At 49.5% G+C, this 16,197-nt stretch carries 14 protein-coding genes and 1 rRNA gene; 3 read left to right on the plus strand and 12 right to left on the minus strand.

Annotation, left to right across the window (positions count from 1 at the left end; all coding sequences use genetic code 11):
- Window positions 1–423 precede the first annotated feature (423 nt).
- Window positions 424–1,773 (plus strand): helix-turn-helix domain-containing protein, encoded by a 1,350-nt coding sequence (locus ACFSB2_RS12370; protein ID WP_377943356.1) that lies wholly within the window; start codon window positions 424–426, stop codon window positions 1,771–1,773.
- Between the two features lie 257 nt (window positions 1,774–2,030).
- Here the strand turns inward: ACFSB2_RS12370 and ACFSB2_RS12375 are convergent, their stop codons facing one another.
- The 5 genes from ACFSB2_RS12375 to ACFSB2_RS12395 all read right to left on the minus strand — a co-directional run bounded on the left by ACFSB2_RS12375 (window position 2,031) and on the right by ACFSB2_RS12395 (window position 5,853).
- Window positions 2,031–2,846, minus strand: coding sequence for a dienelactone hydrolase family protein (locus ACFSB2_RS12375; RefSeq protein WP_377943358.1), 816 nt, complete (start codon window positions 2,844–2,846; stop codon window positions 2,031–2,033).
- A 72-nt stretch (window positions 2,847–2,918) separates the two neighbouring features.
- Window positions 2,919–3,737: a pyrroline-5-carboxylate reductase gene (proC, locus tag ACFSB2_RS12380; RefSeq protein ID WP_377943359.1), complete on the minus strand. Its 819-nt coding sequence runs from the start codon at window positions 3,735–3,737 to the stop codon at window positions 2,919–2,921.
- A 135-nt stretch (window positions 3,738–3,872) separates the two neighbouring features.
- Window positions 3,873–4,364, minus strand: coding sequence for an NUDIX hydrolase (locus ACFSB2_RS12385; protein ID WP_377943360.1), 492 nt, complete (start codon window positions 4,362–4,364; stop codon window positions 3,873–3,875).
- Between the two features lie 16 nt (window positions 4,365–4,380).
- Complete coding sequence (locus tag ACFSB2_RS12390; RefSeq protein ID WP_377943361.1) at window positions 4,381–5,142, minus strand: alpha/beta hydrolase family protein; 762 nt, start codon at window positions 5,140–5,142, stop codon at window positions 4,381–4,383.
- A gap of 213 nt (window positions 5,143–5,355) precedes the next feature.
- Window positions 5,356–5,853 (minus strand): DUF309 domain-containing protein, encoded by a 498-nt coding sequence (locus ACFSB2_RS12395; protein WP_377943362.1) that lies wholly within the window; start codon window positions 5,851–5,853, stop codon window positions 5,356–5,358.
- A 194-nt stretch (window positions 5,854–6,047) separates the two neighbouring features.
- Between ACFSB2_RS12395 and ACFSB2_RS12400 the strand changes: the two genes are divergently transcribed.
- Window positions 6,048–6,563: a mismatch-specific DNA-glycosylase gene (locus ACFSB2_RS12400; RefSeq protein ID WP_377943363.1), complete on the plus strand. Its 516-nt coding sequence runs from the start codon at window positions 6,048–6,050 to the stop codon at window positions 6,561–6,563.
- 3 nt (window positions 6,564–6,566) lie between these two features.
- On the opposite strand, the gene ACFSB2_RS12405 is transcribed toward ACFSB2_RS12400, so the two are convergent.
- From ACFSB2_RS12405 to ACFSB2_RS12430, 6 genes are all read right to left on the minus strand, one after another.
- Window positions 6,567–7,997: a glycoside hydrolase family 30 protein gene (locus ACFSB2_RS12405; RefSeq protein WP_377943364.1), complete on the minus strand. Its 1,431-nt coding sequence runs from the start codon at window positions 7,995–7,997 to the stop codon at window positions 6,567–6,569.
- 20 nt (window positions 7,998–8,017) lie between these two features.
- Window positions 8,018–10,501, minus strand: a complete 2,484-nt coding sequence (locus ACFSB2_RS12410; protein ID WP_377943365.1) for a beta-galactosidase — start codon at window positions 10,499–10,501, stop codon at window positions 8,018–8,020.
- 86 nt (window positions 10,502–10,587) lie between these two features.
- Window positions 10,588–11,481 (minus strand): carbohydrate ABC transporter permease, encoded by an 894-nt coding sequence (locus ACFSB2_RS12415; RefSeq protein ID WP_377943366.1) that lies wholly within the window; start codon window positions 11,479–11,481, stop codon window positions 10,588–10,590.
- Window positions 11,478–12,365, minus strand: coding sequence for a carbohydrate ABC transporter permease (locus ACFSB2_RS12420; protein ID WP_377943368.1), 888 nt, complete (start codon window positions 12,363–12,365; stop codon window positions 11,478–11,480). The genes ACFSB2_RS12415 and ACFSB2_RS12420 overlap by 4 nt, the downstream gene beginning before the upstream one ends.
- Before the next feature lie 61 nt (window positions 12,366–12,426).
- Window positions 12,427–13,740 (minus strand): ABC transporter substrate-binding protein, encoded by a 1,314-nt coding sequence (locus ACFSB2_RS12425; protein ID WP_377943369.1) that lies wholly within the window; start codon window positions 13,738–13,740, stop codon window positions 12,427–12,429.
- Window positions 13,741–13,994: 254 nt separating this feature from the next.
- The gene (locus ACFSB2_RS12430) at window positions 13,995–15,017 is read right to left on the minus strand and encodes a LacI family DNA-binding transcriptional regulator (protein WP_377943370.1); all 1,023 of its coding nucleotides are present in this window, start codon (window positions 15,015–15,017) and stop codon (window positions 13,995–13,997) included.
- 537 nt (window positions 15,018–15,554) lie between these two features.
- Here ACFSB2_RS12430 and ACFSB2_RS12435 point away from each other — a divergent pair.
- On the plus strand, window positions 15,555–15,683 hold the full coding sequence (locus tag ACFSB2_RS12435; RefSeq protein ID WP_377943371.1) for a hypothetical protein: 129 nt from the start codon (window positions 15,555–15,557) through the stop codon (window positions 15,681–15,683).
- A gap of 433 nt (window positions 15,684–16,116) precedes the next feature.
- Here ACFSB2_RS12435 and rrf read toward each other — a convergent pair.
- Window positions 16,117–16,197 (minus strand): 5S ribosomal RNA (gene rrf, locus ACFSB2_RS26805); the annotation flags it as partial.

Here is a 16,197-nt window from a genome sequence, read left to right on the forward strand (position 1 = left end):
TATCACCCCTGGCGTCCCTGTACTGTGTAGTCGCCAATATCATAGCAGACGAGGGATACATATGGAAATGGAGGGCAACTTTATGCAATCAAGTCCAGATCGCCGCATTTGTCGAACGGTTCTGAATTTGAGATCGTTATTTTATGATATATAAATAGAATGATGACCAATTCTTTCACTATAAAATATTCGTTGTCCACGAATGTATAATGTATATAAAAAACCACGAGCACTCGGCTCGTGGCTTCTCGATATAATTTTGAAATTTACATTGGAGACATTGGATACGGCGGTGTTGAATCTGGCATAACTCCAATCGCCAGGAGTATAGCAGCAGTTATCCAGATGGCTCCGAAAATCAAGTGACGTTTTTTCATCTTTACTACATCCTTTCTGGACCATGAAGTTAGGGGGCTTTCCTAAATGACAGGCGCTGAACGTGAGCTGCTCTCTCTGGTTATTGGCCACCGTGTTAGAGAAAAGCGCAAAAAATACAACTTATCACAAAACGATCTTGCAAATGGAGTAGGGAGCCAATCCATGATCAGCCTTATTGAAAGCGGGCGGCAACTCCCACTACCTGATATTCTGCGCGTTCTGGCAGAACGGTTAAATGACCCAGTTTTGCAGCACTACGCAGAGCATTTAGAAAACAACACATTGACTGACTTTGATGTGTCTGAACACAATCAGGATGACCTACTAGATATTCTGCTCAATCACAAAGGTCGGTGGCACCCTGCGCACGAGAGAATCGCTTCGCAACTCTGTCACCATTATTATTACACACGTAACTTCGAAAAGGCAGAAAAATTATGTAAAATTGTTATTCTTCATGTTCAAAGCGCCGTGATAAAAGCAGAGACGTATTATTATCTTGGAAGTTGTCTTCTGCAACAGATGAAATTTGAAGAAGCTGAGACATGGTTGCGCAAATCGGAAGCACTAGCCGATGAGCTTACTGAACCCTTTAAAGGAAAGCTCTACTACAATCTGAGTTATACATATACGTATTTGGACATACAAGTACTTGCTTTATGGTACGCGTCCCAATCCGTCGATACATTCCATCGTTTGAATGATTTCCCCAAACAAGGAAAAGCATTGGGGTTGTTAGGTGTCATTCAAACGAGGCTGGGAAGAGTTGAAGAAGCAAAACAATCCCTTGTGACCTCATATGACATCGTCAGCCGCTGGGGTTTCTTTGATAAAGGAGACCAAAGCAGAATCCTTATCACTTTGGCGGAAACATGCTCACTATTGGGACAACAAGATGAGGCGTATCAATATGCTCAAGAAGCAATGAAGAGTATGGATGAATCAGATCATCTAGGCAATGCTGATATTTATCGTTTACACGGCCTGTTTGCCCTAAAAAACGATGATATCAAAACTGCCCTAGACTTTGTCTTGAAAGGATTAGAAGCTGCTCGGGCTGTCAATGAACCACACAGCCTCACCCAGCTCTACCTTCTTTACATCGAGATGACAGATGACATTCACGAAAAAATCCAGGCCGCTCGAAACGCCTTTGAATTGACTGCCAACACAAATTACCACATTCTGCACGCCCTAGCCGCCGAATGTTTGGCCAATTTGATAGCGCGTTCACCAGAGCCTAAAGAAGACGCAGCACAATATACACAAGCGGCATTGGACGCTTATCGAACATACGTCCACAAAAACAGCATGTTCACACATCTCATCGAGAATCTGCCAGTCTATGATTCATATTCTGAGGAAACGCCGGATATTAAAGAGGATGATGTGTAGAATAATGCAAAAATCCACTCATTCATGATCCGCTATTCATCATAACGAAGTGGATAGGAGAATTTATCAACGTCATCGAAGTCATTAAGCGAGTTTTCATTCAGAAGTTTGTGGACATGGTGCTTATCGGCAACACCACCCCAATTCCTTTCTGCAATGGAACTGCTAACCCTCTTAGAAAACCTTATTGACAGACCGGGCTTCTCTGCCCGGTCTCTTTTTGCCTGTCAGGCGCAGTTCACGTCAAACGCTTTGGTTTACTTCGTAACTTCATCAAAGAAGCTGAGTACTTCGGCAAAAGCAGCACGGGCTGCCTTCGGATTGTATGCAGCTCGCGAATCGTTAAAAAACGCGTGGTGTGCCCCATCATAGATCTGGTAAGCGAACGATTTGCCCGCTTGCTGCATCTTCTCGGCAAAGCCCGGCACCTCACCTGTGATTCGAGTGTCCAGCTCACCGTAAAAGCCGCGAACAGGGCAGACAATCTGTTTTATCTGCTCATCGGAAGGCGCTTGTCCATAAAAAATGACTGCCCCTTTCAAATCCGGATCATTTGCAGCCAGACGCGCAGACAAACCACCGCCCATACAAAAACCGATTGAAACGATAGGCTGCCCCTTCGTCGCTGCATAATCATGTCGAAGGAAATTCGATGCATCGGTCAATTGCGCTGTATACGTATCCAGGTTCAATCCGCCAAAGAGGATGCCAAAGGTTTCTCGCACATGTGTCTGCTCTGGTTCAGGCAGTTCGCCCATCACTTCGTCCCGTTTATCCTTGTCATGCCACGCGCCCGGCGGCACACTTTCCAGAAAACGCTTCACTGTGTCAACTCTATCTGTTTGCAATCCTGCTTTACGCGCGCCGTTCTCTGCATACAAATCCGGCGCAAGCGCCACGTACCCAGCTTGGGCAAACCGCTCGGTCACCTCTTGAATGTGGGCGTCAACACCCCAAATTTCTTGCAAAACAATGACTGCAGGTTGTCCGTCTTGTGCGCGTTCTGGTTTTGCCAAGTAGCCTGATCGCACATTTCCATCACCATAGCGTACCCATTCGGTATGTAACGTCATTTGTATACACCTCCATCATCATTTTCGCATAACCGCTGGATCGTGCCAAATACGTGCGCGTTCCCGCAGTTATTACACCTTAGCAGTATACTGCTGCCCCATCTCCTGTGATCGGTTGGCGGCTTGGATAAGCGCCTGAGCGATGGCGTCTTGCATCCCCCGCTCGTTCAGCACGTTCAGCCCAGCATGAGTCGTCCCATTCGGAGACGTCACGCGCACACGCAATTCAGCCGGACTCAATCGCCACTCTTGCAATATCTTCGCGGTGCCAAGTACAGTTTGAATCAGCAATTCACGTGCCATCGGCGCAGAAAACCCAAGCTGCACTGCGGCCTGCTCCATCGCTTCCAAAAAATAGCTGACAAAACCCGGGCCACTGCCAGAGAAAGCTGTCGCAGCATCCATCATTTGCTCTTCCAGCTCAACCACCACGCCAAGTTGCGCCAAAAGCCCTTTTGCGTGCTCGACACTGGTCGCGGAGACTTGTTTGCTCGCAGAAATCGCGATGGCGCCAGCGAGGACAGCCACAGGCAAATTCGGCATCGCGCGAATCACCTGCGCGCGCCTTTCCGTGGCTTGCTCAATAAAGTCGATGGGGATGCCCGCCGCAAATGAAATCAGCAACTGACCGTTCAGATAGGGCAACATTCCTTGCAGCGCAGTTGCTATATCGTACGGTTTGACCGACAAAATCACGACGTCTGCGTCCGCTGCGTCAGAGATCGCCCGCGCTTGACCTATCCCGTACAAATCCGTCAATTCCTGCAATCTAGCGCGATTTTGTCGATTCATCACGACAATGTCACTTGGGGCGACGGCCTCATCATGCAGTACACCTTTGATAAACGATTCTGCCATCGCACCCGCGCCCAATACAAAAATACGTCCCATCTCTCCACGCCTCATCTCTTCATATCTCTTTCCTCTAAATCATGCAGTACTTTGGTGCCACACCATCCGCAATGCCTCAATTGACTGGTATTTTTCATGATTCTGTTGATGCTGGCCCACATCACCCATGGCGGTCTAACGGTATTCTTCGCGCTCTGCATCTTGGCCATCGCGCCAACAAAGAAATGCCCTTGCCCGTTCGATAAACGCCAAATGCCGCGATGCAAGCGGCGGCATTTCATCAAAACGAAGCCACGCCTTGTCGCAAATTTCTGCATTTTCTTCAAACGGGCCTTCCTTCACCAGCCGTCCCAAGACCACCACATCGAACGTATACGCCTCGTGCGAAGCGTCAATCACGCCAAGGGATTCAATTTGGCAATTTGCTTCCTCCATCAGTTCCCGAACTGCGACCGCTGCAGGATCTTCACCACGTTCCATCAAGCCGCCGGGCAAGCGCCATGCTGGTTCGTGATAAGTGTGCCGCAAAAACAGAATCCGCTTTTCTTCATCAAACACCACAGCCACCACACCAATTGGATAGGTCGGTTTGACCATCCGCACGATGGTTGCAATGACCGGACGGGGGAGCAGTTTATACACTGTGATCAAAAAACGGCTGTTCATCTGCGCGCCCTCTGATTTAGGATGTCATAAAATCAACAACGCGCGCAATGACCTCTGATTCCCATGCGTGGCTGTTAAACGTATGGTCTGCCCCTTCAATGAGATGCACCGTAGCACGTTCCCCATACACCTCGTCACGGTATTTAAGCGACACCTGATACGGCACGGCCTCGTCATTTGTGCCATGAATTAGCAAAACGTCACCCTGAAAAGGTTTTGCCCGCGCAAACCCATCAATCCCGAGCACATCTTCGTACAATTGGCGTCCCACCAAATTGCCACTTTCATCAAAGTAAAGCTGATCCGGCGCAAGCTCTGTTTGTTGCATGCGAAACTGCACAATTTCACGGAAATTCCCTGCCGAAGCAAGCAGCACAAGCCGATGCACATCATCCGGCAGATCTCCTGCCGTGATCCCCGCGACAAACCCACCCATGCTCAATCCAAGTAGGGAGACACCATCCGTTTGAATGCGCGCGTCGGCCTTCACCATGGCCAAAATGGCTTTCGCGTCACGAATTTCACCAGATGCCGTCATCTCTTCAAAATTGCCGTCACTTTCGCCACTGCCCGCAAAGTCGAAGCGGAACGACGCAATCCCCCTTGCCTCAAGCGCGCGGGATATCTTGAGAAAAATCCGATGCGGTTCCAGTTTGGTTCCCGTATAGCCGTGAAAGAGAACGACAGCTGGCATCGGTTTTTGCTCTGCGCCATCTGGAATATGTTCCATTCCACGCAAAGTCAATCCGTCCACATTCAAAGTAATGGCCTGTTGCATGTTTCCCCTCCTAGAGTGAGCAGTTTGTCATTCATTCAAATCAGCAGGAGCTTTGATGGTTTTGATTTGCGCGGCGCCGGATTCGACATCATCACTATGTTACCATCCCGACACCTGAAATGACCCATGAACTTTTTAGAAAATGGTGCGCAATTCACAACCGTTTCTGGTTAGATCGCGCGGAAGAGCAATCTAACACGGTCAAACACAAGGTCAATCCTTCTCCAGTGGCGTAGGTTTCCAGTTAGGCAGCAGCGCAAGAATCTCCTCGTCGACAATTTGTATCTTCACTGTCGGTAAGCGCAATTGCGCAATTTCCCGCGGAGAAACACGTTTGGTATACCAAGCTTGCGGAACAAGACTGTAGGTTTCGTCGATGTCACGGATGAGTTTAGCGAGATCGATCCCCTGGTACACCGGACAAGCGGCTTCCATGTAGCGTTTTGCCCGCTGCCACATGCTGTAACCCCCTCTGACGTTGCCGTTGTTCAGATGATATAGACAGACAGCGGCTTGAATCAAACCCTTCAACACGACAGGCCGCTGCAGCGCAAACCACAGATGTTCAGCATACTCGTGGCACTCAAAATAATCTTGTTCGATATTGAAATAGTACAGGTACGAGATCAATCTATCGTCCAACGCATTCCAACCGCCTTTCTTTGGCGCACACGCTGCCAGTCGCAGCACATCCGTCATAGTCAAAGCCATATCACAGGTCTCTCCCTAGCGTACATGAACGCCTTGCTTTCCCCAAGATGTGCATCGTGTGAAGAAGTGCGGCGACGATTTTCAAAATCATTGTCTTTGCGTAGACTAAGAGGATATGTAAGTGTGGAACAAATGCGGCGGGATGCGCTTATAGCTCGCTCAAGCATCATGCCAAGAGGAAGAGGAATGGTGCAATGATAAAAACAGAACTGCTCAAAGATCATCTGACGTTGCTGTTCGTCGGCTTTAATCCATCACCGACATCAGCGCGCACAGGTTGGAACTATTCGGGTCCGAATAACCGCTTTTACCGCATCCTGGCTGAAGCAGGCTTGACGAACCGCCTGTTCCAGCCAAGCGAAAACCGTCTATTGTTTGATGAATACAATTATGGCTTCACCAATCTGGTTGCCCGCCCAACGCCTCGCGCGAGTGACGTGACCACAGCGGAATACCGCAAAGGCGCCGAACAGCTGAGACAAACGCTGCTTCGCTACCAGCCTAAATTCACCTGTTTTGTCGGAAAAGGGGTTTATCAACAATTTGTGCGCAAACAAAAAATCGAGTGGGGATTCCAATCCTATGCCATCGAGGGCATCCATACGGCGTTCTTCGTAGGGCCAGGCACAAGCGGCTTGGTCCGCATGAAATTACAGGAACAGGTAGACATCTACCGCATCCTGGCCCTACGTATGAAAAATGCGCGGTAAGCGTCATTTGGCCTCTACACCGGTAAGCACATACGTCGTCACAGACTTCGATTTCGCAACCGCGGAGAAGGAGCTTTGCGTAATGGGAATGGCCGCCAACTGCTTCAGGTGTTCATCCTTAGATGTGCGGTACACTTTGACCGACGCGCCCAACTTGCTAAACTGTTTCAAATTGTAGTCATACGTGTTTTGGACCGATGATGCGTTGGTGGTCACGATGACCAGCGTATGTTGCGCGCGATTGTAAGCTGCCAACGCGTTGGGCAATCCAATTTGAATGAATTGGTAGTTGGGCCGGATGAACTTGCTGTAGTTCTCCATCACATAATACTTCTCTGTGGTTTTGAACTGATCATGGCCAGGATGATTCACGTCCATTTGCAGCATGCCCCACCCTGGGCCATCCACCGCCTGCCAATATACCCATGCCGTTGGTTTCAACTGCTTCACATCAGCGATGATTTCTGTGGACATGGTCATCCCCGAACTGTCGCCATCACCATACTCACTCATCCACAGGTTTTTCCCCGCCTTCGCGGCGGCTGCATTCAATCCTTGTCGATCACTGCCGTTATACCCATGCGTATTGATTTGTGTCACATCATGTTGGACGGCGCTCGGATAGGCGTTCCACGAAGCCAATGTCTCATCGACGCTGTTATCGTCCGGCGCGGCAATGCCCGTATGCAACCCTTGCTGCTGCAGCGCCGTGGTCAACATCGGAATCAACTTGCTCTGTGACGCATTGTCAAAGTGAGCGCCTTCTTGCGTGCCGCCAAATTTCCACCAGTTTGACACCGGTTCGTTAAACGGCTCAACGGTGGAAAAATCGATGTGCCAAGCTGTCTGAAAATGCTTGACGACCGTTGCCAAATACTCGGCAAATGCCTGATAATCCGACGCCTTGAGATTGTCACCGCCATCCTTCGCCCCTGTCACGCTGCCGCTGTTGGTCATCCAATAAGGGGGCGAATTGGAAAACGCCTCAAATACGTTCGCCCCTCTATCCTTTGCCGCCTGCAACATCCAGCGTTGTGTCTTGTCCGCTTGCCAATCGAATTTGCCCGGTGAAGGTTCATAACCTGGCACGCGCGCCCGCGGATCCATAAAATTGTACTGCGGGTTCTCGCCACCGCCGATATTGTAGCGAACAACGTTCAGCCCGAGCCCCTTCGTCGGATCAAACAGCAAATCCGCGATGTGGTTGCGAATCTTGTCCGGGGCGCCACCAAGCACATAGGCAAACCAGGCCAACGAAGTCCCCCAGCCCTGCCAAGTTTGGTAACGCACGGCCGGATCGACATCAACCACGGTTCCCGCATGTGGCTGTGCTGTTGGCTGAGACTTCGGCTTCGTCGCACTGCAACCGGAAAGCAAGCCCGTAGCTAGCAGCACAGCCATCGTCATCTGTGCTGATTTCACACGTCGTGGCACACCGTCCCCCTCTTTCTGCTTCAGGAAATCCGCGATGCCTGCAATTGCGCAACCTGCACAGTCACATTGCCTTTTGTCCACTGATCTTCCTGTTCAACACTCAGTTGACTGAGATACCCATCCGCCGTCGCGAAAAAATCGATTTCGATCTCGGCCGTTTCATCCACCGCCAGGAGATCATCGCGCAGCCACAATCTGTCCGCACGGCCTCCGACCATGCGCGGTTCAAGGTGTGGACCGAACCAAATGCGACCGATATCCTCCCCGTTGAGCCGGACATCCGCACGGCCGTTTTCTCCGCTCACCACCAGATACAATCCCTGCTTTACTGCGCCAATTGGCAAAGTCCCGCTCAAACGGAAATGGCCGCCTGCCTGACAGGCAATCGGATATTGCACGGTGTGCGCCCCCGCACCTTGCGCAGAAAGCGCAATTTCCACAGGCGCCACCCCCCAATTGAAAATGGGCTCGCCTGCAGGAAGCTGTGTGACTGTGCCAGTGATCCCCTTCTGCGCGCCAGTCAGCAATGATGGCGCCCCTTCATCATGAAAATTGGTATGTCCCCACGACTCCACAATTAGTTCCAGTTTTGTCGTCCCCTGATATGCACGGGCAAAAATACAGTCGAAACCGCGTCCTCCGGGCGCAAAACTACCCTCAAACACGCCATTCGCATAAACCCATATCATGTCTGCAGCCCCGCTGCACTGTAATCCGTCAAACTGTCCCTCTACAGTGGCTGTGTAAATGGCGCGTTTAAAACCGATCCCCGCCTGCTCCATGCTCGGTGGGTTCACAGACGTGGTGCGCTTGTCCATGTTCGCCTGCAGAACCGTGGCGGATTTACCCCTCCAATCCACTTGGGGCAAACCAGGAGATGGCAGCACATGGTCAGCGGGAATTTCACGTATCGCCCCGCTCAAAGCGATAAAGCGCACAGATTCGTCCCCCACATCTAGCACCATCTCATTTGTATCTTTCGCCAACTTGTCAGCATCGCGGAGATATCTTGGTCCAATCAACCAACCCGTTTCCGGGACAAGCCACGCGTGACCCGCCTCATGCATTGAAAGGGTGATAAGTGTAATTTCTGTTCCATCGTTAAATTGCAGTTGCGTCGCCCCACAACCGTGCTGGAACTGAACTGTGACACCACTTTCATCACATTGCACTTTTCCGTCTCCAGCAGAAGTGGATAAGGGAACATCTGCATCCACCCGCAACAATCCCGTCCCCGCATGCCCAGCAACCAACATCACCAGCTGGTGGCCAGAAGCATGTCGATAGAACAGATTGCTGGTAGCCGAAAAATGGTAGGTACTATCTGTAGGCGCTGTCCAACGCACATCTGAAAATGCAGTTGTGTAATGCTTGGGCGGTACAATCAATTGCGCGTTGAGCCCTTCTACAGATACCGCTTCCGTGACTTGTTCATCTGTCAGATTGAACGCAAACGTGACATTCCCCATATCAGAGGTCAAGCGGCGATATGTCAATTTATTTTCTCGATCCGCCAAAGACAGCGGCTCAATCGATTCAGAAGTCCCCTTCAGGAAAATCTCTTCCAGTGCAAATACTGTGCTTGTCAATACACGCTGCTCATAAAATGAAGCGCGCAATGTGCCATCGGCTGAAATCATGCCGCCAAAATCATAGTCTGTCGTTAAATAGGAAGGAAAAGCACCCCAGTTGTTAATGGCGCTCCAAGGGCCCATATGCACCCCTGATGTCATCAGATATGGAGAAATCCCGATAAACCCAGTGCCGACCAAACGGCTGAGCGTGAGAATGTCGCGATTGGTCTCCATTGTCATCGGGACGAAACCGTGCGCCTTTGCATACGCCACATATTCGTCCAGTTTGACGTCAAGCGCCGGATCGTCAGGTGACGAGGGATAGATGTTCACCATTGGAATGACGAGATCGCTCTCACCTGTTGCACCTTGGATATCCCCTTGGCCAATGCAAGCGGTAATGGGCACCGTCACGCCGCGCGCCCGGGCCATATGGTAAAGTGACTCAATGTACCCTTTCGGATCCGCACACGGATAGAAATCAAGTTCATTTTCAACTTGCACGGCAATGACGCTGCCGCCATTCGTCGCTTGTCGAGGCAGTATAATGGGCAACACAACGTCATACCAGCGAGCGACCTCCGCCAACCAACGTTCATCATTTTGGCGGAACTTGAGGCTCGTATCGGTGTTTAGCCAATAAGGAAGCGCGCCGCCATCCCATTCGGAACAGATGTAAGGGCCTGGCCGTGCGATGACCATGAGCCCGACGTCGCCCGCCATGTCCAAAAACTTCCCTACATCCGCGCCATTTGTAAAGCGGTAGTCGCCACGCGTCGGTTCATGAAAGTTCCAGGGAATATACACATCAATCGCGTTATAACCAGCTGCCTTCACTTTCTGCAGCCTATCCAGCCAATCGGTTTCTGGTATCCGGAAATAGAACAAGGAGCTGACGAATAAGTAATGCTCTGAGATGCGTTTCATCATGTATAACCTCTCTTTGGGTGAATGAAGACTTCGTCTCCGTCAACAGCTATTTTGTAAAAACCGCCGCAGTTTCTCTGCCAACGCGCTTATTGACGACCGAGTATGTTTGATCCTTCATAGATATGACGCTGTCCATAGAAGAAGACGATGATCATCGGAATGGTCAAAACGAGCGCGCCCGCCATGATCAAATTCCAATTTGGCTGCTCCATGACATTCGACGTCTGCGTCATTTGATAAATGCCCAACGCCAACGGGAACAGTTTTTGATTGTTGATATAAATCAACGGCCCCATGAAGTTGCCCCAATTGGCCGTGAATGTGAAAACAGCCACAGTCACCAACGCGGGCTTACAGAGTGGAATGATGATGCGCCACCAGACGCCAAGATAACCGAGTCCATCCAATTTGGCCGCTTCATCCAACTCCAGCGGGACACTCATAAAGAATTGGCGCATCAAGAAAATATTGAACGCATTGCCGAAGAAATTGGGCACAATCAAAGGCCAAAACGTATTCAACCAATGGAAGTAGCGAAAGATGATGAAATTCGGAATCATCGTGACTTCCCCGGGGATCATCAGCGTACAAAGCAGGATGATAAACAATATATTTTTACCCGGCGCGCGCAAACGCGCAAATGCGAATGCCGCCAGCGATGAAGCAAGCACTTGCCCGACAATGGCCGGAATGGTGATAACAAGCGTATTGCGCAGGTAAAGACCAAAATCGTTGTGCGTAAATATCCTCAAGAAATTCCCAAAATGAAAACTGGACGGAAAAAACTTCGGCGGAAAGGACATTGCGTATTGATCATTGGACAGCGCGGTTGCAATCATCCATAAAAGAGGCGCGATCATCAACACCGCGCCGACGATGAGAATGATATACACAATCACCTTAGCGACGACTGCCCCTGGTGTCACACGACTTTTTTTCTGCATATGGACGTGTTCACTCACTGTATGCTGCACCATCATTTACGCACTTCCCCTTCGTAATAAACCCACACACTGGACCATTTGAGGATGATCAACGTCAGCACAATAATGATAATGAACAGCAGCCACGCAATCGCCGATGCCATCCCCATTTGGTAATACTGGAATGCCTCTTTAAACAGATACGGCACCATCATCGTGCTGGCGTTGTTCTCGCCAATGATGTACACCTGCGTAAACACCTGCATTGCGCCGATGATGCCATTGATCAGATTGAACAAGATAATCGGTGACAATTGCGGCAGTGTAATGCGCCAAAATTTGGACCAACTGCGAGCACCATCCAGTTCTGCCGCCTCGTATAGATAGCTTGGAATGCCCTGAAGCCCTGCCAAGAACAAAACGGTGCCACCGCCAGCCCCCCAGAGACTCATGATAATCAACCCAGGCTTGATCCACGCATTGTCAATGAGCCAAGCTGGTCCATGAATGCCGAACAGCCCCAGGAATTCATTGAAGAGGCCCGAAGGTGCAAGCAACCAACTCCACAGCATGACAACGGCAACCACAGGAATGGTGCTTGGTAGGTAGAAGGCCGTGCGAAACCATCGCCGCAATACGACCCGCTGATTTAACAGAACCGCCAATACCAGCGCGATCAAAATCCCTAATGGAACAGAAATGACGGCGTAATAGGCTGTGTTCCAAAGCGCTTCCCAAAACAGCGGTGTTTTGGTCAACAATGTTTTGTAATTGGCAAGACCAACCCAATGCGGCGGTTGAAACAAGTTCCAATCTGTAAAACTCAAGTACAGAGATGCAAAGATGGGTCCAAGTGTCAACCCAATCAACCCCACCAGCCACGGTGTAATAAATGCGAAGAATGCCAATGACTCACGGCGGCGGGAATTCAATACCTGCATGTCAGCACGCTCCTTTCCGCAATCACCAGGTGTAGCGCTTCCACCTGGTGATTGGAATTCATCAATTTCCGCTGATTAGATTGTCAATGTCGCTTGATGCCTTCTGAACCACCGCAGCCAACGACTGCTTTCCATTGAAGAATGGCGCCAAATCATTGCCGAGCCCATCCTGCAATTGATTCCATTGCGGTGGAATGTGCGGTGAAAATACCTCGTTCTGCGTGTTTTGAAGCGTGTCAAAACTTACACCCTTTGGCAGGCTCTTGATCCAAAGGTTCATTCCCGCTTTGGTTGCTGGCACATCCTCGCCATTGGTGACAATCGGCGCTTGACCAGCTTTGGTTTCCAAAAACTTAATCACGTCAAAAGCGACAGCCGGATATTTGGATTGCGCAGCGACAGCCAATCCCGTACCGACTGTCTCCATGCCACCGCCCTTTGGCCCAAGCGGCAGCGGCGCAATACCAAAGTTGTCTTTGGCCTGTATGCAAGCGCCAATATCCCAAAAGCCTGTAATCAACATCGCCGCTTTATTTTTTTCGAACAATGAATCTCCACTTACACTGGAACCCATATTCGCGTATTGGACGGTTGTCGGCGCAACGTGTGATTGATAGGTGAGATTGTTAAACCATTGCAACCCTTGCTCTGTGGCACTGGAAGTCAAGTCAGATTTGTTCCCTTGCGCATTGACAATATCTCCACCCGCTTCGTGAACGAAACTGCCGTACACCGGCCACCAGGAACCACCCGTAAATCCCCATTGAGTCGTCTTGCCGCCGGACTGTATCGTCAATTTTTTTGCATCATTCTCAAATTGACTCCAAGTCCAATTTTTTGTAGGCAGTGGCAACCCCGCCTTTTTAAACATATCCTTGTTGTAATAGACAATCATGTATCCACCGCGATCCGGCAACCCATACTGTTTCCCCTGATATTGATATTCGCCAAGGTATCCTGGTTCATAAGTGGAGTTCAAATTCATACCTGATTTTTTGATATAAGGCGTCAAATCCAATATTGCACCATTTTGGCCAAACCCAACGGCATCTTGCGACACGGCCATAATATCCGGCGAATCGCCACCGGCAATCATGGTTTCAACTTTCTGATCATAAGACGGTAAGTTCTTTACTGTGATGGTGACGTTTGGGTGCAATTTCGTATAGAGATTTACGCGCTGCTGATATGTTTTTGTATCTCCATCCGATCCCCAAACCGTCATCGTCAAGTGAATTTTCTGATTTGAATCCGTGCTGTTGCCTCCACTGCTTCCCCCACTATTCCCATTTCCACAACCGGTCAATAGACTTGATAGACCTAGTACAGCGATACCTGCGATACTTGCCGACTTTGCATGTTTTGCTAGCAACATCATTGGCTCCCCCTAATCAAATTTCGTTTTGCCATGCATGCTCTTTGCAACCGCAATTCCTTTTGACCAACCATCTTTTACATCACAAAATCTCACAAGTGCCCAACGACGAATTCGTCCGCCATGTGAAACCCATTTCATGAAATGGGTTTCATGAAATCGGTTGCAATATATAATATAGCTACGTTCTAAGAAAACTGTCAATATATTTTTTCAAAATTCAGGTTGGAGGGCCTTTATTGACAGATGGTTGATCACTTCTTAACAGTGCTTTCACGCACCAGCAAACGTGGCTGGATAACGGATAACTCCTCTACTTGCTCACCGTTGATCAATCGCTGCAACACGTGAAAAGCCGTGACGCCTAAGCGATTGCTCTCCTGACTGACTGTCGTCAATTCCGGGATAATAGAAGACGCCAAGGGGGTATCGTCAAAGCCGACAATTGCGACATCATCTGGAATGGACAATCCCGCCTCAATCGCCGCCTTAATGGCGCCAACCGATGTAAAATCATTCACACAGAATACCGCTGTAGGTCTATCGCGCTCTTTTAGCAACCCTGACATCAATTTTCTACCACATGCAACTGAAAAATCGCCGTACCGTATCCAATCCTTTCGCGGTGATATCCCATGTTTTTTCAGTGTGCTTTCAAAAGCCGCCACTTTTTCAACCGTGGTCGTGGTTTCTTCCATGCCGCCAATAAAACCAATTTTTCGATGCCCTAGTTCTATGAGATGCTCTGTCACCATTTCAGCGCCAACATACTCATCCGTTTTGACACGCGGAAGCGGATTTCCAGGCAAAGTCCCATTCACCAATACAATCGGGATATGCTTGCTCAGATTAACCACTTCTTCAGCCAAAACGGGAGGGCATTCTACACTGTTGATCCGCCCGCCCATGAAGATGATGCCATCAACCTGTTTTTCTCTCAAAAGACCTAAATAGGCAGATTCTCGTTCATCATTGCCCCCTGTCGTACACAAGAAAAAGGTATATCCTGCTTCAGCCAGCGCATTTTCCACACCAGTGAACACTTCCGGAAAAAAAGGATTCGTAATGTCTGGCAAGATGATCCCGATCATTTTTGTCTCTTTTTTGGTCAAACTGCGCGCCAGCGCATTTGGCTGAAATTGATATTTCTCTATCAATTCAGTTATTTTCTTCCTTGTGCTATGTTTTACTGGCGCTGTTCCATTCAACACACGCGAGACCGTTGTTACTGAAACCTTTGCTTCTTTTGCAATGTCATATACTGTTACCCGTTTCATAGTTCCCACCCGCCTACAATTGTCAGAAATTCTAAGGTCGTCATATCTTATCTACTGGACTCGCGTTGTCCAACACTTTGCATGATACCGATTTCATCATTGTACCGTCCAACTGTGCGCCATTCCCCCAATTTTCACTGGCCGCCCTCATGGGAAATCGTGATTTTCATTTCTTATCTTGTCTATATTACCGCGTTTACAACGCCATGTCGTGCTTTCAACACCATTTTGATTCGGCGCTGATCAGCGTGAAAAAATCCCGTTGACATGTGCTGCTACACGTGTTCCCTCCCGTGGGCCTACAGCACCCAAGCGCTCATCATCAGCAAACAGTCTCAGAACAAGTGCATGGATTTCCCGTCCTGCCGCAGTCACAAGCCTAAAATCGTCGACAAGTCATTTCCTCCACAGCAGCTGCGCCACTGAAGTATGAAGCGAATTTCTGACACACGGTCATTTGACTTAGGGATAGGGGCCGTCTCGTGATTGTTCTTGATCCCATATGTTACATCCATAAATGGGAGAGGGGGTGCTTTCATGTACGGAGCATTTGGCGGATATACTCAATGGGCTGTTGTCTTCCTGATCATCTTCGTGCTGTTCTTCCTGTTCGTTCCCGCGGTAGGCGCTGGTTACGGAGCTGCTGCATCAGGGGAAGCTTACTAAAAAGCACCGAATGTCATTTTTATGTTAGGAGGGGCGAGATATATGCATTGTCAAAGACCAATTGTGTGTCCACCAAACGTGCGTGTAAGGGATTTTTATGCACCTCAAGTAAGGCAATATATCCATCCCCAAGTCACAGTAAACCGCCTCCATCGGGTATTGGTGAATCAGCACTCGTTCCCCCAAATCACCCGGAACGTTACTGATTTTTCACAGTACAACGTGGTCGCTCCACCGCAACAAAGGCTATATTATTGACGGTGGATACTTAATACAGACCAAAGGCAAACACTCGCCAATGTCTGTATTACCTGTGCTACTGGGAAGATACAACCCGGTTCGATCCCGCTGCTATCGCCGCGAGGGTCACCCCAATCACAAAAAGCCCCCTGCCACCACATCTCGTGGCACACAGGGGGCTTTCTTCTCTCTCGCCTGGCAACGTCCTACTTTCCCAGGAAGTCTCCCTCCAAGTATCCTCGGCGCTGGAGGTCTTCACGTCCGTGTTCGGTAT

It is taken from the genome of Alicyclobacillus fodiniaquatilis (assembly GCF_042678105.1).
Taxonomy (GTDB): Bacteria; Bacillota; Bacilli; order Alicyclobacillales; family Alicyclobacillaceae; genus Alicyclobacillus; species Alicyclobacillus fodiniaquatilis.

What these genes read in the sequence shown, in the direction of transcription:
- ACFSB2_RS12435 (WP_377943371.1), top strand. Translation starts at nt 15,555, where the DNA reads ATGTACGGAGCATTTGGCGGATATACTCAATGGGCTGTTGTCTTCCTG.
- ACFSB2_RS12390 (WP_377943361.1), bottom strand. Translation starts at nt 5,142, where the DNA reads ATGCAACAGGCCATTACTTTGAATGTGGACGGATTGACTTTGCGTGGA.
- ACFSB2_RS12375 (WP_377943358.1), bottom strand. Translation starts at nt 2,846, where the DNA reads ATGACGTTACATACCGAATGGGTACGCTATGGTGATGGAAATGTGCGA.
- ACFSB2_RS12370 (WP_377943356.1), top strand. Translation starts at nt 424, where the DNA reads ATGACAGGCGCTGAACGTGAGCTGCTCTCTCTGGTTATTGGCCACCGT.
- ACFSB2_RS12400 (WP_377943363.1), top strand. Translation starts at nt 6,048, where the DNA reads ATGATAAAAACAGAACTGCTCAAAGATCATCTGACGTTGCTGTTCGTC.
- ACFSB2_RS12385 (WP_377943360.1), bottom strand. Translation starts at nt 4,364, where the DNA reads ATGAACAGCCGTTTTTTGATCACAGTGTATAAACTGCTCCCCCGTCCG.
- ACFSB2_RS12415 (WP_377943366.1), bottom strand. Translation starts at nt 11,481, where the DNA reads ATGATGGTGCAGCATACAGTGAGTGAACACGTCCATATGCAGAAAAAA.
- ACFSB2_RS12430 (WP_377943370.1), bottom strand. Translation starts at nt 15,017, where the DNA reads ATGAAACGGGTAACAGTATATGACATTGCAAAAGAAGCAAAGGTTTCA.
- proC (WP_377943359.1), bottom strand. Translation starts at nt 3,737, where the DNA reads ATGGGACGTATTTTTGTATTGGGCGCGGGTGCGATGGCAGAATCGTTT.
- ACFSB2_RS12410 (WP_377943365.1), bottom strand. Translation starts at nt 10,501, where the DNA reads ATGATGAAACGCATCTCAGAGCATTACTTATTCGTCAGCTCCTTGTTC.
- ACFSB2_RS12425 (WP_377943369.1), bottom strand. Translation starts at nt 13,740, where the DNA reads ATGTTGCTAGCAAAACATGCAAAGTCGGCAAGTATCGCAGGTATCGCT.
- ACFSB2_RS12420 (WP_377943368.1), bottom strand. Translation starts at nt 12,365, where the DNA reads ATGCAGGTATTGAATTCCCGCCGCCGTGAGTCATTGGCATTCTTCGCA.
- ACFSB2_RS12395 (WP_377943362.1), bottom strand. Translation starts at nt 5,853, where the DNA reads ATGGCTTTGACTATGACGGATGTGCTGCGACTGGCAGCGTGTGCGCCA.